General features: G+C 60.3%; 21 protein-coding genes, 4 tRNA genes and 1 pseudogene. 8 read left to right on the top strand and 18 right to left on the bottom strand.

Annotation, left to right across the window (positions count from 1 at the left end; all coding sequences use genetic code 11):
- The first annotated feature begins 17 nt into the window (after window positions 1–17).
- Window positions 18–1,295: an MFS transporter gene (locus AB5287_RS09020; RefSeq protein WP_011068433.1), complete on the top strand. Its 1,278-nt coding sequence runs from the start codon at window positions 18–20 to the stop codon at window positions 1,293–1,295.
- A gap of 46 nt (window positions 1,296–1,341) precedes the next feature.
- Here AB5287_RS09020 and AB5287_RS09015 read toward each other — a convergent pair.
- The 4 genes and pseudogenes from AB5287_RS09015 to AB5287_RS09000 form a co-directional block, all read right to left on the bottom strand.
- Window positions 1,342–2,058, bottom strand: a pseudogene (locus AB5287_RS09015) (helix-turn-helix transcriptional regulator); the annotation flags it as partial.
- A gap of 256 nt (window positions 2,059–2,314) precedes the next feature.
- A tRNA-Val gene (locus AB5287_RS09010) sits at window positions 2,315–2,387 on the bottom strand.
- 48 nt (window positions 2,388–2,435) lie between these two features.
- Window positions 2,436–2,507, bottom strand: a tRNA-Val gene (locus AB5287_RS09005).
- A 46-nt stretch (window positions 2,508–2,553) separates the two neighbouring features.
- A tRNA-Gly gene (locus AB5287_RS09000) sits at window positions 2,554–2,626 on the bottom strand.
- Window positions 2,627–2,819: 193 nt separating this feature from the next.
- Between AB5287_RS09000 and AB5287_RS08995 the strand changes: the two genes are divergently transcribed.
- The 5 genes from AB5287_RS08995 (at window position 2,820) to AB5287_RS08975 (ending at window position 8,350) form a co-directional block, all read left to right on the top strand.
- A complete protein-coding gene (locus tag AB5287_RS08995) occupies window positions 2,820–3,371 on the top strand; it encodes a methylated-DNA--[protein]-cysteine S-methyltransferase (protein WP_007051457.1) in 552 nt (183 codons plus the stop codon).
- A 321-nt stretch (window positions 3,372–3,692) separates the two neighbouring features.
- The gene (locus AB5287_RS08990) at window positions 3,693–5,099 is read left to right on the top strand and encodes a DUF2974 domain-containing protein (protein WP_007051458.1); all 1,407 of its coding nucleotides are present in this window, start codon (window positions 3,693–3,695) and stop codon (window positions 5,097–5,099) included.
- 90 nt (window positions 5,100–5,189) lie between these two features.
- The gene (locus AB5287_RS08985; RefSeq protein ID WP_007051459.1) at window positions 5,190–5,921 is read left to right on the top strand and encodes a TetR/AcrR family transcriptional regulator; all 732 of its coding nucleotides are present in this window, start codon (window positions 5,190–5,192) and stop codon (window positions 5,919–5,921) included.
- 117 nt (window positions 5,922–6,038) lie between these two features.
- A complete protein-coding gene (locus AB5287_RS08980; protein ID WP_007051460.1) occupies window positions 6,039–7,472 on the top strand; it encodes an aspartate ammonia-lyase in 1,434 nt (477 codons plus the stop codon).
- Window positions 7,473–7,552: 80 nt separating this feature from the next.
- Window positions 7,553–8,350: a mechanosensitive ion channel family protein gene (locus AB5287_RS08975; protein WP_007051461.1), complete on the top strand. Its 798-nt coding sequence runs from the start codon at window positions 7,553–7,555 to the stop codon at window positions 8,348–8,350.
- Window positions 8,351–8,388: 38 nt separating this feature from the next.
- On the opposite strand, the gene AB5287_RS08970 is transcribed toward AB5287_RS08975, so the two are convergent.
- The 10 genes from AB5287_RS08970 to AB5287_RS08925 form a co-directional block, all read right to left on the bottom strand.
- Entirely contained in the window at window positions 8,389–9,432 is a 1,044-nt protein-coding gene (locus AB5287_RS08970; RefSeq protein WP_007051462.1) for a CPBP family intramembrane glutamic endopeptidase, read from the bottom strand.
- A 303-nt stretch (window positions 9,433–9,735) separates the two neighbouring features.
- Window positions 9,736–11,013 carry an ABC transporter ATP-binding protein gene (locus AB5287_RS08965; RefSeq protein WP_368221076.1) on the bottom strand — a complete coding sequence of 426 codons (1,278 nt, stop codon included), beginning with the start codon at window positions 11,011–11,013 and terminating at the stop codon, window positions 9,736–9,738.
- Between the two features lie 4 nt (window positions 11,014–11,017).
- Window positions 11,018–11,872, bottom strand: coding sequence for an iron ABC transporter permease (locus AB5287_RS08960; RefSeq protein ID WP_007051464.1), 855 nt, complete (start codon window positions 11,870–11,872; stop codon window positions 11,018–11,020).
- Window positions 11,869–12,819 carry an ABC transporter permease subunit gene (locus tag AB5287_RS08955; RefSeq protein WP_007055662.1) on the bottom strand — a complete coding sequence of 317 codons (951 nt, stop codon included), beginning with the start codon at window positions 12,817–12,819 and terminating at the stop codon, window positions 11,869–11,871. Before AB5287_RS08955 ends, AB5287_RS08960 begins: the two co-directional genes overlap by 4 nt.
- Before the next feature lie 11 nt (window positions 12,820–12,830).
- Window positions 12,831–13,997, bottom strand: a complete 1,167-nt coding sequence (locus tag AB5287_RS08950) for an ABC transporter substrate-binding protein (RefSeq protein ID WP_007051466.1) — start codon at window positions 13,995–13,997, stop codon at window positions 12,831–12,833.
- 252 nt (window positions 13,998–14,249) lie between these two features.
- Window positions 14,250–15,437 carry a D-alanine--D-alanine ligase family protein gene (locus tag AB5287_RS08945; RefSeq protein ID WP_007055652.1) on the bottom strand — a complete coding sequence of 396 codons (1,188 nt, stop codon included), beginning with the start codon at window positions 15,435–15,437 and terminating at the stop codon, window positions 14,250–14,252.
- 186 nt (window positions 15,438–15,623) lie between these two features.
- Entirely contained in the window at window positions 15,624–16,625 is a 1,002-nt protein-coding gene (locus tag AB5287_RS08940; protein ID WP_368221073.1) for an NAD(P)H-dependent glycerol-3-phosphate dehydrogenase, read from the bottom strand.
- 93 nt (window positions 16,626–16,718) lie between these two features.
- Window positions 16,719–17,636, bottom strand: a complete 918-nt coding sequence (locus AB5287_RS08935; protein ID WP_010081634.1) for a 1-acyl-sn-glycerol-3-phosphate acyltransferase — start codon at window positions 17,634–17,636, stop codon at window positions 16,719–16,721.
- A gap of 182 nt (window positions 17,637–17,818) precedes the next feature.
- Complete coding sequence (locus AB5287_RS08930; RefSeq protein ID WP_007054771.1) at window positions 17,819–18,208, bottom strand: Rid family detoxifying hydrolase; 390 nt, start codon at window positions 18,206–18,208, stop codon at window positions 17,819–17,821.
- Between the two features lie 365 nt (window positions 18,209–18,573).
- Window positions 18,574–18,649: transfer RNA gene (locus AB5287_RS08925), tRNA-Arg, on the bottom strand.
- A 97-nt stretch (window positions 18,650–18,746) separates the two neighbouring features.
- On the opposite strand from AB5287_RS08925, the gene AB5287_RS08920 reads away from it, so the two are divergent.
- Window positions 18,747–19,373, top strand: a complete 627-nt coding sequence (locus tag AB5287_RS08920; RefSeq protein WP_029680132.1) for a CYTH domain-containing protein — start codon at window positions 18,747–18,749, stop codon at window positions 19,371–19,373.
- 86 nt (window positions 19,374–19,459) lie between these two features.
- On the opposite strand, the gene AB5287_RS08915 is transcribed toward AB5287_RS08920, so the two are convergent.
- The 3 genes from AB5287_RS08915 to AB5287_RS08905 form a co-directional block, all read right to left on the bottom strand.
- The gene (locus tag AB5287_RS08915) at window positions 19,460–20,434 is read right to left on the bottom strand and encodes a tetratricopeptide repeat protein (RefSeq protein ID WP_368221071.1); all 975 of its coding nucleotides are present in this window, start codon (window positions 20,432–20,434) and stop codon (window positions 19,460–19,462) included.
- Between the two features lie 247 nt (window positions 20,435–20,681).
- Entirely contained in the window at window positions 20,682–21,689 is a 1,008-nt protein-coding gene (locus AB5287_RS08910) for a hypothetical protein (RefSeq protein WP_007051473.1), read from the bottom strand.
- The gene (locus AB5287_RS08905) at window positions 21,689–22,768 is read right to left on the bottom strand and encodes a hypothetical protein (RefSeq protein ID WP_007051474.1); all 1,080 of its coding nucleotides are present in this window, start codon (window positions 22,766–22,768) and stop codon (window positions 21,689–21,691) included. Before AB5287_RS08905 ends, AB5287_RS08910 begins: the two co-directional genes overlap by 1 nt.
- Window positions 22,769–22,848: 80 nt before the next feature.
- On the opposite strand from AB5287_RS08905, the gene AB5287_RS08900 reads away from it, so the two are divergent.
- Window positions 22,849–23,838 carry an FKBP-type peptidyl-prolyl cis-trans isomerase gene (locus tag AB5287_RS08900; RefSeq protein ID WP_007051475.1) on the top strand — a complete coding sequence of 330 codons (990 nt, stop codon included), beginning with the start codon at window positions 22,849–22,851 and terminating at the stop codon, window positions 23,836–23,838.
- A gap of 45 nt (window positions 23,839–23,883) precedes the next feature.
- On the opposite strand, the gene nucS is transcribed toward AB5287_RS08900, so the two are convergent.
- On the bottom strand, window positions 23,884–24,654 hold the full coding sequence (gene nucS, locus AB5287_RS08895) for an endonuclease NucS (protein WP_007051476.1): 771 nt from the start codon (window positions 24,652–24,654) through the stop codon (window positions 23,884–23,886).
- Between the last annotated feature and the right edge of the window lie 20 nt (window positions 24,655–24,674).

Raw genomic sequence — 24,674 nt, 5'->3', positions numbered from 1 at the left:
ACTGTCGAGGAGTGTATATGACTGATCCCACGAATGTCCACGAACCGGTGCCGCAAAGCGCCAAACTGACCGCCCGCGAGAAGAAGTGGATCATCTACGACGTCGGCAACTCGGCATTCGTGCTGCTGTCCACCGCCGTCATCCCCATTTACGCCAAATCACTGATGCCGGCGGACGGCAACATCGTGTCCGCCTGGGGCTACGCGCAAACCATTGCCTCCTTGGTCATAGCGCTGCTCATGCCGTTGCTCGGCTCCATCGCCGACGTGCAAGGCATGAAAATCAAGTTCTTCCTGGGCTTCTTCGGCACCGGCGTGGTCACCTGCTGCGCAATGGCCCTGCCCCTGACCTGGCTGCCGTTCCTGGTCGTCTACATTCTGGCGACCATCGGCCTCAACGGCTCGCTAACGTTCTATGATTCGATGCTTATCGACGCCACCTCGAACGAGCGCATGGACAAGGTCTCCTCGCACGGCTACGGCTGGGGCTACATCGGCTCCACCGTGCCGTTCATCTTCTGCATCGCGCTGATCTTCGGCGGCCCGTCGCTCTTCGACTGGTCCACGGTGGCTTGCACGCGCGCCTCGTTCATCATCACCGCCATCTGGTGGGTGGCATTCACCATCCCGCTGCTTACCAGCTACCGCCAAGTGCACTATCGCGCCACCCGTGACCAGCTGGGCTCGGCCGTGCGCGGCACGTTCAGCGAACTGGCGGGCACGTTCGGCAAAATCGTGAAGAACAAGCCGTTGTGGATGTTCATGATCGCGTTCTTCTTCTACATCGATGCCGTGAACACGGTGATTTCGATGAGTACCTCCTACGGTGCCGAGCTTGGCATCGACTCCACCCAGCTGGTGGTGGCACTGCTCGTCACGCAGTTCGTGGCCTTCCCCTGCGCGATTCTCTACGGTCGTTTGGCCGGCCGGTTCGGCTGCAAAGTGATGATCACGGCGGCGGTCGTGGCATACATGTGCATCGTGTTCTTCGCCGCGTTCTTCCTGAAGTCGGCCGTGGAGTTCTGGATTCTGGCGATTCTGGTCGGCATGTTCCAGGGCGGCATCCAGGCGCTCTCCCGCTCGTACTACGGCAAGATCATCCCCAAGGATCACGCCAACGAGTACTACGGCTTCTACGATATCTTCGGCAAGACCGCCTCGATCATCGGCACCTTCCTGGTGGCCACCACCACGTCCCTGACCGGCAACGCCTCGCTCGGCGTGCTCTCCATCGCCGTCCTGCTCGTCGCGGCACTCGTCTTCCTGCTCCTGCAAAAGGACCCGACGCGGGAGTGATTTGCCGGCCCTCGGCAACTCTGTGCCGAGGGCGACATCTCGCAGCATAGAAATCCTCGACATAGGGATGCCGCCGTTTGAAGTCGGTATGTGACATGCCGCCCGGAATCAGCATCGCCAGCCCGATAATCACGCCCACGCAGATGCCCAGGAATGTCAGAAAATCGTTGAGTGGCGTCACGCCGAGAATGGAATTATCGGAATCGAACAGGTTGCCGATGCCGGCTCCCGCGATAATCGCCGCGACACCGCCGGCAATCAGTAGCGCGAATCGGCAGCGGTGTTCATCGTAGCCGGTCAGATCCTGCGGTAAGGCAGCCACATTAGCCAGCGTGCCGGGACGTGATGAACTGGTTCCGTGCAACATTTCGCCGGGCAATGCATTTGCGGAGCTCGGGCCATTGATGCCGTCACCGCCGGACCGCGCTGATTCACCGATGTTCCCATCAGCATCCTTCATATACGCGGGTTCCCCGGCTCCCTCCCCGGTTACGGTTCTGGCAGCCGAGCCATGGTCGCCCTCCGCTGCGCCGCGCGCGGCCGCACCCACGTTCACGCTCGCACTCACATCGCCAAGTACCAGGTCATCAAGCGTGCAACCGAACAGGTCGCAGATCATAAGCAGCTTGTCCATCTCGGGATAGGCCTTCTCGGATTCCCATTTGGAGATGGCCTGGCGCGAGACGCCGAGCAACATGGCCAGCTGTTCCTGGGGCATGTTGCGTTGTGCGCGCAGGTATTGCAGGTTGGCGCGGAAGCTCATCGGAGTGTCCCTTCATAGGTAATGCTCATCATGACATATTCGGCCGATGCCCTCACTATGCCACGGCAAACCAGTTCCGCGCCACCATCTTCAGGTTGCATATTCGCGCGCAACCACAGGTTGCATCGGCGGAATCCCGCCATTCTGCCGGCTCCGCGGCATTCTAGCCCGCACCCCGATTGGACCGGCATAATCGGAATACATCGATTATGAAAAAACGCTCGCGGCCACATGGCCAACGAGCGTGAATCTCGGGTGGGCGATGTAGGAATCGAACCTACGACCCCTTCGGTGTGAACGAAGTGCGCTAGCCGCTGCGCCAATCGCCCGAGCCTGTGATGAAAAAACCGGCAACATTCTGCCGGCGATTCATCGAGTGGGCGATACAAGATTCGAACTTGTGACCCCTTCCGTGTCAGGGAAGTGCGCTACCACTGCGCCAACCGCCCGGGTCATCATCCGGTCGAATCAATCAGCATGAATCAACCATCCGAGAGCGGACAACGGGACTCGAACCCGCGGTCTCAACCTTGGCAAGGTTGCGCTTTACCAACTAAGCTATGTCCGCATGTGTTACCTTCACAGGCAACAGGTGACAAAGATACGCCAATCTCAGGAAAAAGCCAAGCCCCCGCGTGTCCCACCGGTTTTCCAACGATTATCGAGCGCCGAAGTGAAGTTCCCGAACTACGCCGACGTGCCGTCCTTCATGGAATCAGGCACGGTATGGGCTTCATCCCTCAACGCGCGATAATGGCGGTATGACGCAACGACAACTGATGCGGGCCACAGTCGAAACGCCCATCGGCCGGATGATGATGGCCTCCGACGGCGAGGGACTTACCGAACTCTGTCTTGAAGACTGGTGGTGGGCCACCGATCACCAAGCCGTTCTCGATTCGAATCGCGAATCCGATAGTGAACCCGACGTATTCCGTATAACCCGCGAATGGCTGACCGCCTATTTCGCCGGCGAACGCCCCGGCTCGGATCAGGTGCCGCCTTTGCATCCCGCCGGCACGCCATTCCAACATGAAGTGTGGAATCTGGTGGCCGAAATCCCCTATGGCATGACGGTAAGTTACGGCGAACTCGCCGCCGAATTGGCCGAACGACGCGGCGGCGGCCGCATGGCCGCGCAGGCGGTCGGAGGCGCAGTGAAGCGCAATCCGGTTACCATCATCGTGCCCTGCCACCGCGTAGTCGGCTCGGGCCGCGCGTTTGGCGGCTACGGCGGCCGACTCGACATCAAGGCCGAGTTGCTTGAACTCGAGGGCGTGGATCTGGCGCGCTTCGATCTGCCGAACCTTTGACGGGTCCAGCGGTCCGCCTCGTCAAAAAGGATTGAGTGGTTAACCCTCCCGCCGGCGGGAGATGGCGCGTAGCGCCGGAGGGTGGTCGGCTGGCTGGCATCGCAACCCTGCTACCCGACAATTTTCGACAAGCCGACGGGAATCCTTCCACGAATTGTTCGCCGTCGGTGCAGTCTTGCTCGATCGCGCCGGCCAAAACCGTACAATCCCTACAATGGAATGCATATGGTTAATTGCTGCGCGCAGCCGCACGGCCGCACGCGATCGCAAGACCACGCAGCCCAAGGGGATATGCAATATCAACGGAAGCAGGAGGTGCGCATGACCGGCATTATCGATTACGCGCACACCGAAACGCGCTCCTTCGCCGACTTGCCGTTCAACGAAATCGACGCCTTGATCATCTCCACGCTCATCTATGAGGATGTGGCCAGTGTCTGTCCGACGTTGATGCTGGATGAGACGCGGTCAGGCTCGTTCGCCGCACGCATTCGCGCTTTCGAACCCAAGCATCCACTGATCTGGCTGAAGGGTATCTGGCATCCCGAGCTTGAATCGGTAAGCCTTGACGAGGCCAACCGCGAGCTGCATCGTTCGCCGGAAACACATGCCGACGACAAGCCGCACGAAGCCCAAATGGTTTCAGTGGTCAACCCGGACCTGACCCACGACCTGTTCCAGGCCGCAGGCGAAAACCCCCGCTACGCCAACGTTCGCCTGGGCGCGGTGGTCGAGCACATCAATCAGGGTGAGCAAACCCAATTCGCCGCCGCCACCTTCCAACTGCCCGACGGCCACAAGCGCCGAAAGCCGACCTACAAAGGCACGTTGGTTATTTCCTTCCGCGGCACCGATGATTCGCTCATCGGATGGAAGGAAGATTTCAATATGGCTTTCCAGTATCCGGTGCCGGCGCAACGTTCAGCCAGCGCCTATCTGGATATGGTGGCGCGACTGTGGGAGGGTCCGATTATTCTGGTCGGCCATTCCAAGGGAGGCAATCTGGCGATTTACGCGGCCATGAACGCCGATCCCAAGGTGCGCAAGCGCATTCAGCATGTCTATTCACTGGATGGCCCCGGTTTCCCGCCGGAGATTGTGACCAGCCCCGCCTACCGCACCATCCAGCCGAAGGTGACGAAAATCGTGCCGAGTTCGTCGATTGTGGGCATGATTTTCGAGACCCCGGAGCCTTGCCGCGTGGTCTCTTCCGATTCGGATGGCATCATGCAGCATTCCGCCTTCACCTGGCTATTGGATGGTGACCAGTTCATCACCGAGCCGGATTTGAGTTCCAGCTCGCAGTTGTTTAACGAGGAGCTGAACCATTGGATCGCCACGCTTACGCCCGAACAGCGCGAGCGTGCGGTGGATGCGCTGTTCACCGTGCTGCACGCCAACGGCGCCACCAGCTTCAGCGAGGTGATGAGCAACTTCCCCGCTTCGATTCCGGCGATGCTTGGCGCGTACGTTGGGCTGACCCCCGCAGACCGGCGTCATTTGGTTGAGGCTCTGGCGATACTGTTCAAGGCGTCCACGGCCAAACGCAAGCCGACGCCCGCCCCGGCTTCCGCACCAAGTTCTGCGACCTCCAAAGCAACAGCCGAGATCCCAGCAGAAACTGCAGCAGGAGCAGATAGCGCAGCTCCGGCCAGAGCCGATACTGATGCCGATGCCGGCACCACAGCTTCGCCATCAGCGGAGGACGCAACTGAAATCGCCGATTAGCTCATAGACATGTCCACAAATAATAGTTATACTGCCCAATAAGTTATTAGACAGCGTGACCATATCACGCTGGTGCATCAGGAGGAAGAGATGCCACGTCCACGCCATGATTCCGAGGTGCTGCCCGCCAAAGAACGCCTCGAGAACGCTTTCTGGGAATTGCTCGCCGACCGCGACTATCGCAAGATCACCGTTACCGACGTGGTGCGTGAGGCTGGCGTGAACCGTAATTCGTTCTACTATCACTTCTCCAGCCTGCCCGAATTGGCCGATTCAGCCATCCTGCATCAGGTCGAATCGATTCCGATCAACCGCACCCCCGATCCGAACGGCAATCCCGAGGAACAATGGCGAGACCGCGTCACCGCCACGCTCTCCGATCCAGAGCAGCGTCAGCGCCTCGACCACCTGGCCCTGTTGGCAGGCCCGCACAGCACGCTTGAACTGACCGAATCGCTGCGCGACTTCTGCCGTCTGCAAATGCTCAGCACATTGCAACGCGACCCCAAGAACCTTGACCTGAAAACCGATCTCATGGTCGAGTTCACCGTGGGCGGCATGCTCGCCGTGCTGCAACGTTGGCCCGAATTGAGCGACACCATCGAAATCAAAGACCTGCTTAAAGAAGATGTGGCCGTGCTGGCCATGGGCATATACCTGGCCATGAGCCAAAAGGACATGCTTAATTACTGGAATCGCATCTTCGTGCACAATGCGCAGGATTCGACCGCCCCCGGCATGCCGGTCGCCGCCACGCATGCCGCGCCATCCACCATCTCATCGTCGAACGGCCCCGCAGGATTCCCCGGGTACACCGCTTGACCGAAAACCAGCGAGTCTGGATTGTTTCCGCCGCACGAACCTCGCGTGAGGTTTCTCACAAGGCGCAATCAGCCTCTCATGCTGGCGTTTCCAACCCACGCACAGGAAGATGGAAGCATGAGCGAAACATCGAACAAGACCCGTCTGGAACATGACTGCATCGGCCAGATGGAGGTGCCGGCGAACGTCTACTGGGGTATTCACACCCAGCGCGCTATCGGCAACTTCCCGGTCTCCGGCATCACCGATAGCCAACATCCCGAGCTGATTCGCGCCTATGCCACGGTCAAGCGCGCCTGCGCCATCGCCAATGAGGAATTAGGCCTGATCGACCCAGCCAAGGCCGAGGCCATTCGCGCCGCCTGCCTAGAAATTGAGGCCGGCAAACTGGCCGATCAGTTCCCGGTCGATGTGATGCAGGGCGGTGCCGGCACCTCGTCGAACATGAACATGAACGAGGTGATCGCCAACCGTGCGTTGGAAATCGCCGGCCGCCAGCGCGGCGATTACACATACATCCATCCGAACGACGACGTCAACAAGTCGCAGTCCACGAACGACACCTACCCGGCCGCCTGCAAACTCGCGCTTATCGACGCGATCGGGCCGCTCGCCGAGTCCACCAAGAAACTCGCCAAGGCCTTCCACGATCTGGCCGACAAACATATCAATGACGTGACGATTGGCCGCACGCAGCTGCAGGACGCCGTACCAATGACCTATGGTCAGGAATTTCATGCGTTTGCCACGCTGTTGAAGTCTGATTTGGCTGCATTCGATCGCGTGGTGCCGCTGCTGGCCCAGCTCAACCTCGGTGCCACCGCCATCGGTACCGGCATTTGCGCGGATCTGCGATTCCGCAAGTCCGCTATCAAGCATCTGGCGCAAATCACCGGGCTGCCGGTCACCGCCGCGCCCGATCCGGTGGCCGCCATGACGGATATGGGCGCGTACGTGGCCACGTCGGCTGCCATCAAGAGCCTCGCCGTGCACCTGAAGAAGGCCGCCGACGATTTGCGACTGCTCAATTCCGGGCCGCGCTGCGGTTTCAACGATCTCAACGTGCCGGCTCGCCAGGCCGGATCGTCGATCATGCCGGCCAAAGTGAACCCTGTGATCCCCGAATGCGTCAACCAGTGCTGCTTCACGATTTTCGGCATGGACGTGACTGTGAACTGGGCTGTGGCCGAGGGACAGTTGCAGCTGAACGCCTTCGACCCGGTGATGGTGCATGAGCTGCTGACCGGCATGGCGTTGCTGACGCACGCCATGGAGACGTTCCGCGTCAACTGCGTGGAAGGCATCGAAATCAATGCTGACCTGGGGCGTTCATACGCCCAGTCCTCACCGTCGATTTCCGCCGCGCTCAACCACTACATCGGCTACGAGCACGCGGCCGACATCGCCGCCGAAGCCGTACATACCGGCCGTACCGTGCGCGAGGTGGCCGGCGAACGCACCGACCTGCCCGCCGAGCAGTTGGACGAGATTCTCGATCCGATTCGACTGGCCCGCGGCCTCGGCCAGACCTGCCGCGAACGCCAGGAGTAGCGGAATCGACCGTAGGCCGATTCCGCTTTCTGCCACCCCGTCTCCACGACTTCACCAGAAACGACCGATACAGTAGGCGTATGACTGAATATGCAGAAGACATCGCACGCTGGTTTCAGGTGAACGCCGGCAAACTCATCTGGCTGACCATTGTATTGGCCATCGTATTTGTGGCCGACCGCGTCATCAGCCGCGTGTTGCGCAAGATTCTGGACAATTCTCAGATTCCCAGCGCCTCGATTTTCGTGAACCTCACGCGCGTGACCATCTGGGTCACCGGCGCAGCGATGGTACTGCAGCCCGTATTCGGCATCAATCCGACCACACTTATCACCGCCCTTGGTGTTGGAGGTGTGGCGATCTCGCTGGGTCTGAAGGATACAATCGCCAACATCATCGGCGGCTTCGGCCTGATGCTGGGCCGCGTAATCCAACCCGGCGATCTGGTGACCATTCAAGGCGTCACAGGCACCGTGCACGACATCACCTGGCGTCAGACCGTGGTGCGCACCCGTTCCGGAGACATGATGGTCATCCCCAATTCGGTACTCAATACGGCCGCCCTGACCAAGCTCACGCCGGTCAGCGAAGGCATGGCCACGCTTGAGTTCACGGCCAAGGCCTCCGGCGACCCGTCTGCGATCAGTCAGGATATTCTCGACCGCGTAACCAAAGCCACCGCCGACGTGGCGCTGGAGGGTCAGCCGCCATTGGTCAAGTTCACCGGCTTCTCCCCTTACGGCATGACCGGCCAAGTGCTTGTGTTCGCGCGCGAGGGTGTGCTGCCTTCCACCATCAAAGATATGGCGGCGCGAGCCATCGCCGGTTCGGGCACCGAATACCTTGTTGAAGATGGCGGCTCGTCAGGCAATCTGTGATATCTCCCGGCTCGCCTCTCTGGGTCCGGCTATGACAGTCATGCGAACAGCATCCAACCGGTAAGCATCACAGTCAACAGTAGGTACGCGATAACGCCGGGATTGGCATAGGCGGTGCGTATTTTAAGCCCCGCAGGCAACTCCTCTGGCGCAAGATAGAACTCCCAGCTCTTGCGCTTGGTGATAAGCAGCACGATACCGGCAATGCAGAGGCCCAACATCACTGTGCCGTACAACATCATGATGCCCATGTCGCCCATGTTGCCGGCTTCAGCCATACGCATGATTTCGGCCTCGCTGACCGTGCCGTCGAGGATGCGGGGATCGATCTGTTGTATCACCAATGGGGCGAGTACTGACCCGTTCAGGTTGATCAGCATGTGCATAGCCACCGAATACCGCAGTCGGGAGGTGCGCGTGTATACATATCCGAACATCAGTCCTAGGCCAAAGGCGTAGAAGAACTGGAACACGTTCATATGGAATAGCGCGAATGCCAATGCGGAGAATATGATTGCGGTCTTCTCTCCGTACCGGCGCAGGCGGGAGATAATCTCCTTGCGAAAAATCCATTCTTCGCAAACCGGTGCCAACAGGCCTATGAACAATGCGTTCACCCGCCAGTCGCTGCCAAGAATCACGTCGTTGATGCGATTGGTGGCCTGACCATCAGTGGCTCCGGCAGACAATATATTGCCAATCATATTGCCCAAGAACATTACCGGAATGCACATGACGAAAATCTGAATGAACTCCCCCGCCTTCATGGGGTACTGCCGGGTGCGAATAACCGGTACGCGAGTGAAGGCCAACATACTCAGCGGCATGGCCACCACATACAGCGGTCCGGAGGAGGCGAGCAGCACAGCCCAAGCGGGCACATCGGTGCCAAGCAGCGTTCGTAGTGCTTCAGTGGCCAGAATATTCAGTCCGATCCAGAACACCATCATAATGGCGAGCGCCGAGCCGATTGTCGAAAACCGGCGATGGGCCGTGAACCACCAATCGCGTGGAGATTGTTGCGGCTGCTGCGATTGCTGAGGTGCCTGCGGCTGCTGCGCCGGCGGCATTGGTTCGCTCATACTTATCCCCCATAGTTACTGGCCGCAAACGGACCGATCACACGTGCAATACTCTTCAAGAATACGGCACGGCGTTTCGATTGCATTGGGAATGGGGGAGGAAATCATCAATGGGCAAGGAATGATCAACGTCAATCATTCCCAATGCCGAGAAAGTCCCCTACTCTGCAAGATTGCTGTGGGACGGCACGCGATAATCGCCCAAAAATCGCCGCCGTCCCACACACATCATTGCCGATAAGCCATTCGACGATCGTACAGTCACAAAAACAGAACAGAACCGCACGATCATCGCAACGCCATTCAGCAGGCGAGCGCGGCGACCGGACGCGGGGTGACAATCACGTCATCGCCCACCGCCAGACCGGCCGGCAGCTCGCTGGCGGGCAGCTGCACGGTGGCCTTGAGCTGTTCGCCCTTGTTCCAGCGCTGGTATTCGCCGGAGGTGATGACCGTATCCACGCGCACCAAGGAGCCAAGGAAGTGAATGACCTCCACGCGGGCGCGTTCGCCGACGTGCGAATCGCTGCTGCCGGCCAAGGCCAGCGTCAGGTTCTCCGGGCGCACGAGCACGGCCACGGAATCGCCCTTGGCGGAGCCGGCGAGCAGCGGCACGCGCTGGCCGAAGACCACGACCTCGTCGCCATTGGATGCGCCGGGCAGGCGGTTGGTGAGTCCAATGAACGTGGCCACGTACTCGGTGGCGGGGCGCTGGTACAGGTTCTGCGGGGCGGCGATCTGCTCGATCTTGCCCTTGTTCATCACACCGATGCGGTCGGCCACGGCCAGCGCCTCTTCCTGATCGTGGGTCACGAAGACGGTGGTGGTGCCGGTGGTGAGTTGGATGCGGCGAATCTGGTCGCGCAGCTGGACGCGCACCTTGGCGTCGAGGGCGGAGAGCGGCTCGTCGAGCAGTAGCACGCGCGGCTTGACGGCCAGCGCGCGGGCCAGGGCCACGCGCTGTTGCTGGCCGCCGGACATCTGCTGCGTGTACTTCTTGGCCTGATCGGCAAGTCCCACGAGCTCCAGCTGTTCCATGGCGATCTTGCGGCGTTCTGCCTTGCCCATGCCGCGCACTTCGAGGCCGAATTCCACGTTCTCCAGGGCGGTCATGTGCGGGAAAAGCGAGTAGGCCTGGAACACCATGGCCATCTCGCGCTTGTTGACCGGCACGCCGGTGACGTCTTGGCCGCCGACCATGATGCGGCCGCCCTGGATGTCTTCGAGGCCGGCGAGCGAGCGCAGCGCGGTGGACTTGCCGCAGCCGGAGCCGCCGAGCAGCACGACCATTTCGCCGGGCTTGATGTCCAGGTTGAAGTCGTCGAGCGCGTGAACGGTGGAGCCGGGGTAGATCTTGACGACGTCGCGCATCTGGATGGAGCCGCCGCCGCGCTTGACGCTGTCTTTGAGCAGGGCCTTGGCGGCCTTGGTCACGTCCTTGCCGCGCACGCCTTCGAGGGTGGCGGTGGGATCGTTCTTGAAGGCGTCCTCGGCGGCAGCGGACGTGGTGGCGGGTGCCGAAACAGAAGCCGCGGCATCGGCACCGGCATGGCGACGGGTGAAAATCGAATTGCTGTTCATCAGGTTACTTACCTTCCCTTGACTTGCGCATTGCGTCGGAGATCAGGTCGAGCGCAACGAGGAGCACCGCACCGAAGAGCAGAGCCAGCAGCGACATGGCGGTGGAGATTTGAGAATTGGACTGGCCGAGCTGGTAGAGCGCGACCTGCAGGTTCATACGGCCGAGCAGCGAGGCGACGGTGTATTCGCCCAGCACCACGGCGATGGAGATAAAGGATGCCGAGAGAATCGACTGCCATAGGTTCGGGATGATCACCTTGAAGAACACCTTGGGCCAGGAGGCACCGAGCGAGCGGGATGCCTCGACCAGCGTCTTGACGTCGATGGAGTTAAGCCCCACGGCGATCGCGCGGAAGGCGAACGGCATCACGAGAATCACGTAGGCAAAGCACAGCCAGATTGGGTTGGTGCTCAGCACGTCGGCGGACAGCCAGCGGTAGATCGGGCCCAAACCCACCACCAGCACGATGGCCGGGATGGTCAGCGGCAGCGTGGCCACCCATTCGATCGCGCGCTCCAAAACCTTGGAGCGAATATGCACGATGACCATGGTGGGCACCAGCAGCACCAGCATGATCACCACGGTGACCGCGCTCAGGGCCAGCGAGGTGCCGATGCCCTGCCACAGCACGGTCAGGTCGGCACCCAGCGACTCGCCGTTGCCGGTGAAAATCGCGATCCACGGCGCGGCCGACCAGCGGCCGGACAGCGGGTGACGCAGGGTGAAGATGAGCATGGCCAGCAGCGGCACGAACAGGAACGCCAGGGTGACGAACAGGATCACGAATTTGATGATGCTCTGTTTACGCGCACGAGCGGCGCGCAGCTGCGGCGGCTTGGTTGCGGAAGTTTCGGTCATTGCCAACGTCCGGCCCTCTTTTCCACGGCGTGGCTCAACAGCATGACGATGGCCACGACGATGATCATTGCGAATGCCAGCACCTGGGCAAAGCCCTGCTGGTTGGGGTCCAGTTCGTTGCGCATGGCACCTTGGATCATAAGCGGCACCAGAATCGAACGCTGGGAGAACAGGGCCGCGGCGGTCGCGTATGCGGAGAACGCGGAGGCGAACAGCAGCAGGAACGCGGAGATGAAGCGGGGTGCCAGAATCGGGCAGGCCACGCGCGTCCAGTACTGGAACGTGTTGCCACCGAGGGATTCGCATGCCTCGCGCCACTGTGGACGGATCGAATCGACCGCGGGCAGGAAGATGATGATCATCAGCGGAATCTGGAAGTAGCAGTAGATGGTCACCAGGCCCGGCAACGAACTGAGCCAGTTCGGGTTCACGGTGTAGCCGGTCAGTGTCTTGATAAGCATGGTGCCGATACCGTTGATGCCGATGGTGGCGATGAACGCGAACGCGAGCATCACGCCGCCGAACTGAGCAAGCACGGAGGAGATGGCGGAGACCATACGACGCAGCAGGCCGTTCGGCTTGGCACCAATGACCAGTGCGTAGGAAGCGAGCGCGCCCACCACTGCGCCGATCAGAGAGGATGCTAAAGACACCAGAATCGAGGTGCCGAATGCGGCGATGGTGTTGGCCTCGAACATCTTATTGAAGTTCGCGAGCGTGAAGTTGCCGCTGCGATCCTGGAATGCACCGACAATCACGATGACGGTGGGTGCGAGCAGGAAGCAGGCGGTGTAGGCGAAGAACGGGAGCGTGGTGGCGAGCGTGCCCAGCTCCTGGCGGTGCTTGGCCATCGCCGAGGAGAGAGGAGAAGCGGGAGTAGCGGACGGACCCGCAGCCTTGGCGGCAGCAGGTCCGTTCGATGCAATGGGTGCGATTGCGGCGGTCATCGGTCTGTGCCTCAGTTGCCGATCGTCTTGTCCCAGTTGTTCTGGAGCCACTCGGTGATGCGGGTGGAGTCGTCGTTGGTGTAGGAGACCGGCTCGCCTTCGATGGTGATGGCGTCCTTCAGAGTGGCCTGGTCGACGGTGCCGTCTTCCTTCATGGAATCGAGCAGCACCGGGTTGGCGCCGCCCTTGAACCACAGGTTCTGGGCGTCGGCGGTGTACAGGTACTCCTCCCACAGGCGGGCGGCGGCCGGGTGCGGCGCGTCCTTGTTGATGGCCTGGTTGTAGTAGCTGACGACCTGGGCCTTCGGGAAGGTCTTGTACTTCCAGTTCACGCCCTTGTCCTTGAGCTCCTTCTTGTAGGAGGCCTGGTTGTAGGTCCAGTCGAAGACCACGCCGGTCTGGCCGGAGTCGATGGTGCCGTTGGTCACGTCGACGGTGGTCAGGTTGCCGGCTTCCTTGAGCTTCTTGAAGTAGTCAAGGCCGGGCTGCAGGTTGTTGATGTCGCCACCGGCGAGCTGGTTGGCCATCAGGTAGCCGTTGAAGGCGGCGCCAGCCTCGGCGGGCTTGCCGTTGAGGGCCACGGTGCCGGCGAACTTCGGGTCGAGCAGGTCGTCCAGGGAGCTGATGTCGCCGTACTTGTCGGCGTTCCAGCCCACGGACATGATGCCGGTGTAGTCGGCGTAGTAGGCGCCGTCGGCGTCCTTGGCGGTGTCCGGGATCTTGTCCCAGGCCTGCACCTTGTACGGGGCGAAGTAGTCGGTGGAGGTGGCGGCGATGGCCTGGCCGACATCGAAGACGTCGGGGGCGGCGTCGGTGCCCTTGTTGGTCTTGGCGGCGTCGAGCTCTTCCTTGGATGAGGCGTTCGGGTTGAGCTCGGTGACCTTGATCTCCGGGTACTTCTTCTTGAAGCTCTCGATGACCTCGCCGTAGTTGGACCAGTCGTGCGGAAGGGCGATGACGTTCAGCGCGCCCTCTTCCTTGGCGGCCTTCTCGAGGTCTTCCATGGTGCCGAAGTCGGCGAGGGAGGTGGCTTTGGCGGACTTTTCGTTCACGGTGACGGCCTTGCCGGTGCTTTCGCCGGTGCCATCGGAGGAGGCGTTGCTCGAGCCGCAGGCGGCCATCGAGAACGCGAGCACGGCGGCGAGGGAGCCGGCCGCGATCTTACGCAGGTTGTTCATAATGTTCCTTTTCTCAACATCATCCAGACGACAGTCTGGGGAGTCGGGCTTGGTATGCGCGGCATTCGCGCGGCCCGTGAATCCAAGAAAAGAAACTATGCGCCTAATCTGTCCTGACACTGGCGCGCAAGTGAATTGCGTTCGCCATTTGCTGTACGCCTGTTGAACTTAGGAAAACTTGGCATGAATTACTGACAGGTATGGGCGATGTGTCAATAGCGGAACCGGCCTGCGGCCGATTCCGCACCACACTTACCTCAGCACGCCCTCAATCAATCGCGTGATGAGTTCGGTGTAGCTCACTCCGGTGGCATCCCAAGCCTTGGGATACATGGAAATCGGCGTGAAGCCGGGCATGGTGTTGATTTCGTTGACCATCACCGTGCCATCAGGCGTCACGAAGGTGTCCACACGGCTCAAGCCGGCACCATCCACGGCCTTGAACGCGCGACGGGCCACGTCACGCACGTCCTCAAGCACGCTGACCGGCAGATTGGCAGGCACTTCCACGTGGCTGGCGGAGGCATCCATGTACTTGGAGTCGAAATCGTAGAACTGGTCGTCGTTCTGATGATCGAGCACGATTTCGCCGGGCCAGCTGGCCTCGGGCTCGTCACCGGCCTTCGGGCACAGCACGGCACATTCGATTTCGCGACCATCAATCCCCTGTTCGACGAGCACCTTCCAGTCGTGCTCGCCGGCGGTGGCGATGGCGGCGGCCAGACGATCCTGCTGGGTCTCGCGGTCATCGGCTTTCTCGACTTTGGTCACACCGAAGCTGGAGCCTGCGCGCGAAGGCTTGACAAACAGCGGATAAGTAAGACCGGCGTCCTCGATCTCGGCAAGCACATCGGCGGCGGTGAAGTTGCGCGCATCGACCGTCACACCGGGCGCGGTGGGAATGCCGGCGGCATCCAGTACCACCTTGGTGTAATGCTTATCCATGCAGGCGGCGGAAGCAAACACTCCGCACCCCACGTACGGCACACCCATCATTTCCAGCAGGCCTTGAACCGTACCATCCTCGCCATAGGGGCCGTGCAGCACCGGCAGTACCGCGTCCACATGGCCAAGGGAGGTCAGCACATGGTGCATTTCCGGGTCGGACATGCTGACGAAGCTGGTGCCGAAGCCGGAATCGGCGGAATTGATGTGGCTGGGCTCGCCGATGAAGAAACCGTCCTGTCCGCGAGAGGGGTCAAGCATCACCGGGCGCGATTCCGGGGTGATCTTTACGGTCGGCAGCTCGCCGCCGTCCAAGTTCCAGCCACGCGGATCTTCGCCATTGATGATCCACTTGCCGTCCTTGGTGATGCCGACCGGAATCGGCTCGAACCGCTCAGTGTCCATGGCCCCCAGCACACCGGCAGTGGAGATGCAGGAAATCGAATGCTCGTCTGCACGCCCACCATAGAGCACCACAACACGCTTCTTGGCCATAACCATCCTTTTGTTGAAACTACAACCGTTTTCAAGCCTATGCTTTGCACCGCCAACCGGACCGAACCGCGCTCGGAACGCCGCGCACAAGAGACGCACACCAGTCTACTCGTGCACGTCAACGACGTATACGCCACGCGACTTTGCACGTACAACGTATACGCCACGTATACGTCGCTTCTCTCGTTATTCGCCGGTAACCTCGTGACCGAACAGTCCGGCAAGCATCTCCGAGCAGGAAATGCCTTCGTTCAGCACGCGGCTCATCTGATACGCCAACGGGGTCGGCACATCAAGCTGATCGCCAAGAGCCACCACCGCATCCGTGGTGGGCACGCCTTCGGCCACACCGTTGCTGACCTTGGTGGCCTCTTCGACCGTCAATCCCTTGCCGAGATTCGCGCCGAACGTATAGTTACGAGACAGCGAAGAGCCACAGGTGGCGATGAGATCGCCCGCACCGGCCAAGCCGAAGAAGGTCTTGGGATCGGCGCCAGCGGCTACGCCCAGCGCGGTCAGTTCGGCCAGTCCACGAGTTTCGATCATGGCTGCGGTGTTCTCACCGTAGCCGGCACCACGGGCCATGCCCACGGCCAGCGCGGTCACGTTCTTCAGGCTGCCGCACATTTCCAGGCCGATGACGTCGGTGGTCACGAACGGCTTGAAATAGGAGGTGGTGCATGCCTCGGCCACCTTCGTGGCATTATCGAGGTTCGTGCAAGCCACCACGGTGGCGGCGGGATGACGATCGGCGATTTCCTTGGACAGGTTCGGTCCGGAAATGGCGGCGAACCGGTCGGCCGGCAAGTCAAGGGATTCGCGGACGACTTCGTCCATACGCTTGTTGGTGCCACGCTCGATGCCCTTCATCAGGCTGACGACGATGGCGTGATCGGGAATCAGTCCCTTGAATTCGACGAGTGCCACTCGCGCGAACTGCGCGGCGATGGCCACGACTACGATGTCCGCGTTCTTGACGGCTTCGGCGCGATCCCCAGTGGCGGTCATGTTGTCCGGCAACTTTTCGACGGACGGCAGGCGCACGGCGTTGTGGTGGTGATCGCGAATGCCCTCGACAATCTGCTGCTCCTTGGCCCACATGGTCACCGTGTTGCCTGCGTCCGCCAGCACTTGGCCGAAAGCAGTACCCCATGCTCCTGCACCGAGAACCGTTATATTTTTACCCATATCAAATTCCTACCTTCGCTTGTCGCGCAACTTCATCGGCACAATCTTGTGCCATGCTACTCGCCTAGGCTCCCCGTACGGGAACCGGTGCGGCTACTTCTCAGCCGGGAACGGGCCGCCGGCTTCAGGCCAAGGCTTACGACTCATGCTGCGGTAGTCCCAGTAGCCTTCAGCGGGGAACTGCTCGCCACGAATTTCCTCCAGTACTGTGTTCATGCGTTTGAGCACGCGCCACATCAGCTCGTTCACGGCCTCGGCAGGCGGCTCTTCACCCCATGAGTCCATGTCGGCAAGCAGATCGGAGTAATCGAGCGCATGGTCATAGCACATCACCACGTTTTTGCGCGGCCATGGCCACCAGTGGTTGATGGAGGCGGCACCCCACGTCACCGCCGGGTACAGCGGCACCTGATGCCCCAGTCTGCGCGAGGATTCAAGGGCGATATATCCCACGCCCTCCTTAATGCTCATCACCCACTTTTTCGGGTCGCGGGTCACGGTGCCTTCCGGCCAGACCGTCAGCGGGCGGCCGGACGTCAGAATATCAATCGAGGTCTCTTCGATCTGCTTGGCCTTGCCCGAATGACGCTGCACCGGCTGCATGCCGACCAACTGGAACCACTTGCCGATCAATGGCCACTTCGCCATCTCGGCCTTGGCCATGTAACGGGGGCGGCGGCCCATGTGGAACAGGCTCATCATTGGCACGAACACATCAAACATGGTGACATGACTGGCGGCGGTGATGAACGGTCCGGTTTCCGGCACCTGTTCCAAGCCCCAGGCCTTGGTCTTGCAGCTGGCGCGGAACACAATGGACACCCCTCCCAGCAGTCGTTTGGTGGCCTTGGGATTCTGGGCGTTGATTTCCGGCTGATTGGGCGTGCGGGGGCCGGTCGGGTAATACTGTGTCGAGTCCACAAGCGTGTGGCGGGCGGCCAGACGCTTGACCTGCTCATCACTCAGCGGGCTTACGGCCGAACGCGGCGACGGTTTTCCTTTGGATGCCATGGTCTCTATTGTGGCACGGACCACCGCCCAACGATTCCAGCGCAACGTTCCCGGGAACGTGTCGCGGAACCACACCTCGCACCCCCGCCCAGCGAAACATTCCCCGGAATGCGTCGCACAATACGCGGCGGCCCGTCTGCACACACCATGCGCGCAGACGGGCCGCCGGGGAAACGTTCGAATCACTCCACCGCGATGGCGTCAATCTCCACGAGCGCGCCCTTGGGAATCATGTTGTTGCCAAAGGCCACGCGGGCGGGCTTGACGGAGCCGATGAACGCCTCAGCGTAACGTGCGTCCACTTCCTTGAAGTCCTCGACGTTCTTCAGGTAGATGGTGGCACGGCACACATGCTCAATGCCGGTACCGGCAGTGTCGAGAATGTGCTTAATATTCTTCAGCGCCTGTGCAGCCTGCTCTCCAGCGGTCTCGCCCGCCAGTTCGCCGGTGGCCGGATCAATGCCCAGCTGGCCGGATACGAACACGAAGCCATTGGCCTTCACCGCCTGGCTGTATGCGCCCAGCGCGGCCGGCGCCTCGGAAGTGGCTACGGCTTCCATCTTTTCGCTCATATTGTGCTCCTTCTCATCTTGGGGGCGCCCACCTGCTGCGGCCGGCGCCGGTACACATCACCACCGGCTACGACCAATCGCACGATCAGCAACGATTGGCAATGCCGATTACGTAGCAGTCTACTGAGCAAAGTCGCGTTTAGCGCGCATGATGCCCGGCATACGGCCATCAACAGACTATTCCTTGCTATTCCAGACGATTCCAGACGATTCCAGACGATTCGGCTACCGTTCTCGCCAAACCGGACGGTTTTTCCACGACCCAAGCGAGCCGGCATCACCGGCCTTGCCATTGCCGACACCAGCACCAGCCTTGCACGCGCCGAATATGCAAAAGGCTTCCGGCGGTTAGCCGAAAGCCATGCTGGTGGGCTTGATGGGGATCGAACCCACGACCTTCTGTTCCGGAGACAGACGCTCTATCCACTGAGCTACAAACCCGAGCAACTTCTTTACTGTACACCACATCACGTTGCATGCGGCACATACGTCGCCAAAATAACGAGAAAATCGCCATTATCGGCTCTACAATGGGGTTATGTCGGAACCTACAGATGACTTCGAATACGAACGCCGCTTCTTCTGCCGCGAACTGCCGGCGGAATACGACGACGGCGACGCCCCGACCCTCATCATTCAGAGCTACTACGTGCATGCCGACAATTACGCCTTGCGCGTGCGGCTGGTCTCGCACAAGGTTCACGTCGACATGACGCCCGACGTAAATCCGGTGGCCGTGCTGGACGAGTACCGCGACCGGTTCTCGGAAGCGTATGTCACCGTCAAAGGTCCGTCCGTGGGTGGCACGCGCTACGAGGTCGAGCGCGAGATCGACACGCGCATCGCCGCCGAACTCATCAAGCGCGGCGGCTCGGTAATCATCAAGAACCGGTATTCCGTGTGGATTGCGGAAGACGGCTGGAGCGTGGACGTGTTCGGCGGGCCGAACGCGCCGCTGATCGTAGCCGAGGCCGAACGATCCGGGCCGGTTACCAATCTGACGATTCCGAAATTCTGCATCACCGAAATCACCGATCAGGCGCGATTCAATAACGATGGTCTCGCCAACCGTCCGTTCTGTAAGTGGGCGGATGATTTCGAGGAGGAGCTGGCGCTGGAGGGGCCAAGGTTCCAGCAGTATTTCGGGAAGAATCGGATGGTTTAGGGGGGGGGGAGCAATCGAGTACGCTCGTGAGCTCCCCTCAGTCATCTACGACGACAGCCCCTCTCAAAGAGGGGAGCCAAAACCACTTAGTACATGAGGGTGGCTAGGCGACGACGGGCGCGGGTCAGACGCGGGTCGGTGGGTTCGGGGATGGCGAAGTATTCGAGCAGACGCTTGCGAACCTGCTCGATATCGGCCTTGTGCCCGGCGGCCAAAAAGTCCAGCAAACGGTCGAAAGCGTCTTGAATCTGGCCACCAATCATGTCGATATCAGCCACAGCCAACTGCGCTTCCACATCGTCCGGCGCTGCGGCGGCAGCGGCACGCACGTCACGTACATCAGCGGACCCGGAGCGGGCCAGCAACAGCGCCTTCGCACGTTCGCGGGCGGCCAGTGCATCGGACGGGTCGGATCCGAGCACGCGCTCGTATTCGGCGGCGGCACCGGCGTAATCGCCCTCCTCGGCCAAACGATGGGCTTCGGCATGCTCCGGCGGCACCTGCTCAGCACCCACGCCGGCACCGGTGGCACCAGCGCTCTTGGCGGCATCGGAATCAGGATCACCCGAGTACGGCGCGGTACCGTTCACACCAGACTGCGCGGCGGCCTGAATGATCTTCGGAATCACCTCGTCAGTAAGTTGCTTGAGCTCGTCGTCACCCGGAAGGCCCTGCAACAGTGGCATCGGACGGCCGGCAATCAACGCGAACAGTGCGGGCGCGCCCTGCACCTGCAACGCTTGGGCAATCGAGGGATTGGACGAGATATCGATACGGGAGAGCTGAATCTGGCCGTTCAGGGCGTTCACCGCGTCGCCCAGTGCACGGGCCATCGGGAACAGGCGGTCATCGGTCGGTATCCACAGGAGCAGCAGGATCGGGAAGGTCGCAGAAGTCTGCACCATTGCCTGGAAGGTGTTTTCGGTGGTGTCGATCACGTACCCACCAGCGGCAGGAGCGCCACCCGCCTGGCCGGGCTTGGCCTTGACCTGATGCTTCAGCGCCTCCAAATCGACGGCGCCCGCCAATGAGACTCCCGGATTGAACTGCTGCTCTGCCATAATGCCTCCCGATTCCACGCGATTCGCGTACAACAACAATCACATTTGCTGACATTGATTGTAATGCCGATTCCCACCACGTAGGGATTCTTCCACTACGCGGTGAAATTCCCACCACGTAGCAAAACGCCCACCACGATGTGACTCAAAACGGCACCATTATGCGAAAGGTAAAACTTACCGACATCGTGGTGGATGAATCATATCGTGGTGGGGGCGTTAACCGCGCGGTGGGTGGCGGCAACAATTACAGCGCTTCGACCTTTACCGGCTGACGGTCGGCGCCCACTGCGGTGATTTGCTCACCGGAGCTTGCCAACGGAATGTACAAGGCCACCACGTTCACATACGTGACCTTCATGGTGCTGGTGTACTTGTCGCTATTGAACAGCGCCTTCTCGTCGTCGGAAGCCGGCCGCGATTCGCGGCCATCCCCTGCCTTGCGAGTCCATTCGCCGTTAATACGGCCAACCACCAGATCACCGGCACCGTCTGCAGCACGCATCACCCACATCTGTTCAGGCACAGCGGTGAATTTTTGCTCCTGCGTACCGTTGTTGCGTTGCATACCTTCCTGCACCTTGGCCGTGGTATTGGCCAGTTCCTGGCGCAGCAAATCGTCTGCGAACTTGGAAGCGTATTGGCTCTTGGAGCCGTTCTGCAGCACATCGGCGTATTGGGCCAAGGCATCGGCGGGAGCGGCCACCAGCTTCTCATCCTTTGCGGTGCCCATCTGCGAGCCAATAGTCGGAATCTCGAACTTCGGCAGCTTGGCGCCCTCAAACAGTCGAGCCATAGCCATCAGCTTGTAATTCTGCTGGGCGGATTCCTGATCGAAGACCAGCAAACGCTTGGACTGCTGATCTTCGGTGGTGGTCGTGATGGTGAACACCGAGCGAGGCCATCCGTCGTCCGTAGGAATCACCGTCTGGGCGATGTCCTTGGGAATGGTCGCATATTCGGACATACCGCCGCCACGCTGATTGATCGTGGTCTGGCTGATGCGAATGTCCAGCTGGGGCCCGCCCATAACGGTCGCATACCCATCGGGATTCTTGGCCTGATCGGCTTCATCGATCGTCTTGAGAATCTTCAGACGAATCTTCTTCTCCTGCGCCTCGGTCAAATCCGGCGCAACCTTGGTGGAGGTATCAGCAGCCGGCGTCGGCAGTTGGCCTTCACAGGCGGTCAACGGCACGACCAACGCCATGCAGGCGAGGGCGGACACACACAGTTTGTTCCATCGCTTGTTCATCAGCTTTCCTCCTGTCCGTCATCGGCCGAGTCGTCTCCGGTATTGACCTCTTGGGCCAAGCGGGAGAAGTAGGCCTGCAGTTCGTCAGGGGTGATTACCGAAGTCGATTCGTTATCGCCGGCGCTGAGGCCGGGCTCAGCGCCGCTTTCGGCACCGGTCTGCTGGTCGGCGACCAGGTTACGCGAACTTGGGTCGATGATAACCGGTGTTTCGGTGGCTTCAGATTGCGAGGATTGCGAGGACGCACGGCCCGAACGCCGATGTGTGGCGTGACGGCGACGATTACGTCGACTTGCACCATCCGGCTTCCCGGACACTGCGATGCTGGCGGGTGCCTCTTCCTCGATTACGGCGCTTGCCATGCCTTCCACCATGCGCTTGCGGCGCTTATGCGGCGGCATGGCGAACACGGAGGCGCACAGTACGGCCAGCACGGCCAGCAATCCGCCGGACAGATAGAACGGCATCGCAAAGTCCGGCACTTCGGAGCGCACCCAGTGCAGCTGCACCTTGGCGTTGGTGACATTTTCGCCCAAATCCACAATGGCTACCGTCGAGGCGCCGGTCTTCTTGCTCTTCAGCGAAACGGACCCAGTGCCGCATTTCACGGCAGTCCACATATCGGAATCCTTGAACGACACCGCGTCATCGGCACTGGTAGGCGCTCCCTGACTCGTGCTGCTTCCCTTCTGGGTGCTCAGCTCGCTCCATGATGCCAATCCGGTGATGCGGGTATAGGACTTCTCGGACGCGACCCATCCGGCAACATCCTTGGACGAACCCAACGCCACGCACGCCTCGTCCTGAGAGGATCCCGAGTCCACGGTTATCGTGGCATTCTGATCCAACAAGGTCAGCACATTCGGATCAGTGACGACATACCGGGAGCCGCTCATGGTTGCGGAAGCGGTGATTTCAGTGGAGGGCTTCCACATCGTGGCATTCATGTACCCCAACACCACAGCCGCCACGGCCAATAGTCCGAAGATAGGCGTCACCACTCCACGCATGATTTTGGCATGACGGGATGGACGCTTGGCGCCCTTATCCGGTCTTGTAGTCTGTTCTTCAGCACTCATAACTCAACCATTCTACAATCTTCACCTGTTTATTACCTAGGAGCGCAGAAAATCAAGGTTTACCAGTAGGGTGATGTGTCATGCGTAAGTCTGTTAAGTCTATGTTATCTCCCCTCGGCAAGGCCGTTGCCCTTGCCTGCTCGCTGGCGATGTGCGTGTCGCTGGCTGCCTGCTCCAGTTCGAGCTCGGACTCGAAATCCTCTTCTTCCGATTCCTCTTCATCTTCCGACTCTTCTGACAAGAAGGGCCAAATTGCCGGCGTGACCGCCAAGGGCAAGCTCGGCGAGAAGCCGACCATCTCCTTTAATACGCCGATGACCGTGTCCGACGGCTCTTATGTGGTGCTGCAGAAGGGCGATGGCGACGTGATCGAGGAGGGCGACCGCGTCTGCGCCCAAGGCATCGCGCTCAACGTTAAAGACGGAACCGAGCTCATGGACACCTGGACCAAGAACACGCCGGATTGCTCGCTGAAGGTGGATTCCAAGACCCTCTCCTCGACCTACTACAACCAGATCAAGGGTGCCAAGATCAACACCACGATTGGCTTTGGCGTCAACGCTCAGGATTCGTCCGGGTACTCTTACATTCTGGCGATGACGTTTGTGTCCAAGTCCAAGGACTTGGAGAAGGCCACTGGCGAGGAAGTCAAGGATGTGCCGGCCAATCTGCCGAAGGTGACGCGAGCCAAAAACGGCGAGCCGTCCATCGACATGAACGGTCAGGGTTCGGTTGATTCGCTGATCTCGCAGACGCTGATCAAGGGTAACGGCGCCAAGCTGACCGACAAGAACACCGTGGTGGTCAAGTACACCGGTTGGCTTACGAATGGCAAGCAGTTCGATTCGTCCTGGGATCGCGATTCCACAATCGACGCCGATCTGTTCAGCGATTCCAGCGGCCAGCATCAGGTTATCGAGGGCTGGCAGAAGGGTCTGGTCGGCCAGACCGTCGGCTCTCAGGTTCTGCTGGTGATTCCGCCGGATCAGGCCTATGGAGATAAGGAGCAAGGTCCGATTCCCGCCAACTCCACGTTGGTCTTCGTAATCGATATTCTCGCCGCGTACTAAAAGATATAGCAGGGGCTCCCTCTGATGAGGGAGCCCCTGCTATATCTAGAACAGCCTGAGACTGTCGTCCTCGGTGCCTTTCATATCGTCGTAATCGAGGATGAGGCAGGTGAAGCCGCGGTCTTTGGCCAAGACCTGGGCTTGCGGCGTGATGGTTTGTGCGGCGAAGATGCCGTGCACCGGGGCCAGCAGCGGATCTCGATTGAGCAGTTCGCAGTAGCGAGTCAGCTGCTCGACGCCATCAATGCCGCCGTGACGTTTGATTTCCACAGCCACATGCTCGCCCTCGGCATTCACGGCCATAATATCCACTGGGCCAATGGCGGTCGGGTATTCGCGACGCACCAGCTTGGCTCCCTTGCCGATACGCTCGATTTGCTCGGCCAGATAGCGCTGCAGATGGTCTTCCACGCCATCCTTGATGAGACCCGGATCTTCGCCCAGATCATAGGTTTGGTCGGAATAGATATGCTGCAGCGTCACTTCAAGAATGTCCGAACCCTTGTCGGCGCTGACACGTAGCACCTTTTCCGGCTCACCAGCGGCGACACTTTCCGGGGAATGCGTCGCAGAATCACCATCCACAGCCCCACCAGCGACACTTTCCCGGGAATGTTGCGCGGATTTGGCGGCTGGGTCGATCTCACGAATCGTGCAGGGCGCGGTCATCCAGTTCAGCGGCTTGTAGGAGCCCAATTCGGAGAAAATCAACAGGCTGGAATCGGCCTTGATCAGCAATACGCGCTTGGCCAGGGGCAGTGAGGCGTTGAGGCGGCCCGAATACTCGGCCGAACAGTCGGCAACAATAACTCGCATAGGCCACCACTGTAGCGCAA

The sequence above is a fragment of the Bifidobacterium sp. RTP21102st3_E2_RTP21102_210122 genome (assembly GCF_040916945.1).
GTDB classification, from domain to species: Bacteria; Actinomycetota; Actinomycetes; order Actinomycetales; family Bifidobacteriaceae; genus Bifidobacterium; species Bifidobacterium longum.
The sequence above is the reverse complement of the archived record's forward strand: the minus strand, read 5'-3'. Positions and strand labels throughout refer to the sequence as shown.

Excerpts from the sequence above, each read along its gene's own strand:
- AB5287_RS09020 (WP_011068433.1), top strand. The coding sequence starts at position 18 with ATGACTGATCCCACGAATGTCCACGAACCGGTGCCGCAAAGCGCCAAA.
- AB5287_RS08995 (WP_007051457.1), top strand. The coding sequence starts at position 2,820 with ATGACGCAACGACAACTGATGCGGGCCACAGTCGAAACGCCCATCGGC.
- AB5287_RS08990 (WP_007051458.1), top strand. The coding sequence starts at position 3,693 with ATGACCGGCATTATCGATTACGCGCACACCGAAACGCGCTCCTTCGCC.
- AB5287_RS08985 (WP_007051459.1), top strand. The coding sequence starts at position 5,190 with ATGCCACGTCCACGCCATGATTCCGAGGTGCTGCCCGCCAAAGAACGC.
- AB5287_RS08980 (WP_007051460.1), top strand. The coding sequence starts at position 6,039 with ATGAGCGAAACATCGAACAAGACCCGTCTGGAACATGACTGCATCGGC.
- AB5287_RS08975 (WP_007051461.1), top strand. The coding sequence starts at position 7,553 with ATGACTGAATATGCAGAAGACATCGCACGCTGGTTTCAGGTGAACGCC.
- AB5287_RS08970 (WP_007051462.1), bottom strand. The coding sequence starts at position 9,432 with ATGAGCGAACCAATGCCGCCGGCGCAGCAGCCGCAGGCACCTCAGCAA.
- AB5287_RS08965 (WP_368221076.1), bottom strand. The coding sequence starts at position 11,013 with ATGAACAGCAATTCGATTTTCACCCGTCGCCATGCCGGTGCCGATGCC.
- AB5287_RS08960 (WP_007051464.1), bottom strand. The coding sequence starts at position 11,872 with ATGACCGAAACTTCCGCAACCAAGCCGCCGCAGCTGCGCGCCGCTCGT.
- AB5287_RS08955 (WP_007055662.1), bottom strand. The coding sequence starts at position 12,819 with ATGACCGCCGCAATCGCACCCATTGCATCGAACGGACCTGCTGCCGCC.
- AB5287_RS08950 (WP_007051466.1), bottom strand. The coding sequence starts at position 13,997 with ATGAACAACCTGCGTAAGATCGCGGCCGGCTCCCTCGCCGCCGTGCTC.
- AB5287_RS08945 (WP_007055652.1), bottom strand. The coding sequence starts at position 15,437 with ATGGCCAAGAAGCGTGTTGTGGTGCTCTATGGTGGGCGTGCAGACGAG.
- AB5287_RS08940 (WP_368221073.1), bottom strand. The coding sequence starts at position 16,625 with ATGGGTAAAAATATAACGGTTCTCGGTGCAGGAGCATGGGGTACTGCT.
- AB5287_RS08935 (WP_010081634.1), bottom strand. The coding sequence starts at position 17,636 with ATGGCATCCAAAGGAAAACCGTCGCCGCGTTCGGCCGTAAGCCCGCTG.
- AB5287_RS08930 (WP_007054771.1), bottom strand. The coding sequence starts at position 18,208 with ATGAGCGAAAAGATGGAAGCCGTAGCCACTTCCGAGGCGCCGGCCGCG.
- AB5287_RS08920 (WP_029680132.1), top strand. The coding sequence starts at position 18,747 with ATGTCGGAACCTACAGATGACTTCGAATACGAACGCCGCTTCTTCTGC.
- AB5287_RS08915 (WP_368221071.1), bottom strand. The coding sequence starts at position 20,434 with ATGGCAGAGCAGCAGTTCAATCCGGGAGTCTCATTGGCGGGCGCCGTC.
- AB5287_RS08910 (WP_007051473.1), bottom strand. The coding sequence starts at position 21,689 with ATGAACAAGCGATGGAACAAACTGTGTGTGTCCGCCCTCGCCTGCATG.
- AB5287_RS08905 (WP_007051474.1), bottom strand. The coding sequence starts at position 22,768 with ATGAGTGCTGAAGAACAGACTACAAGACCGGATAAGGGCGCCAAGCGT.
- AB5287_RS08900 (WP_007051475.1), top strand. The coding sequence starts at position 22,849 with ATGCGTAAGTCTGTTAAGTCTATGTTATCTCCCCTCGGCAAGGCCGTT.
- nucS (WP_007051476.1), bottom strand. The coding sequence starts at position 24,654 with ATGCGAGTTATTGTTGCCGACTGTTCGGCCGAGTATTCGGGCCGCCTC.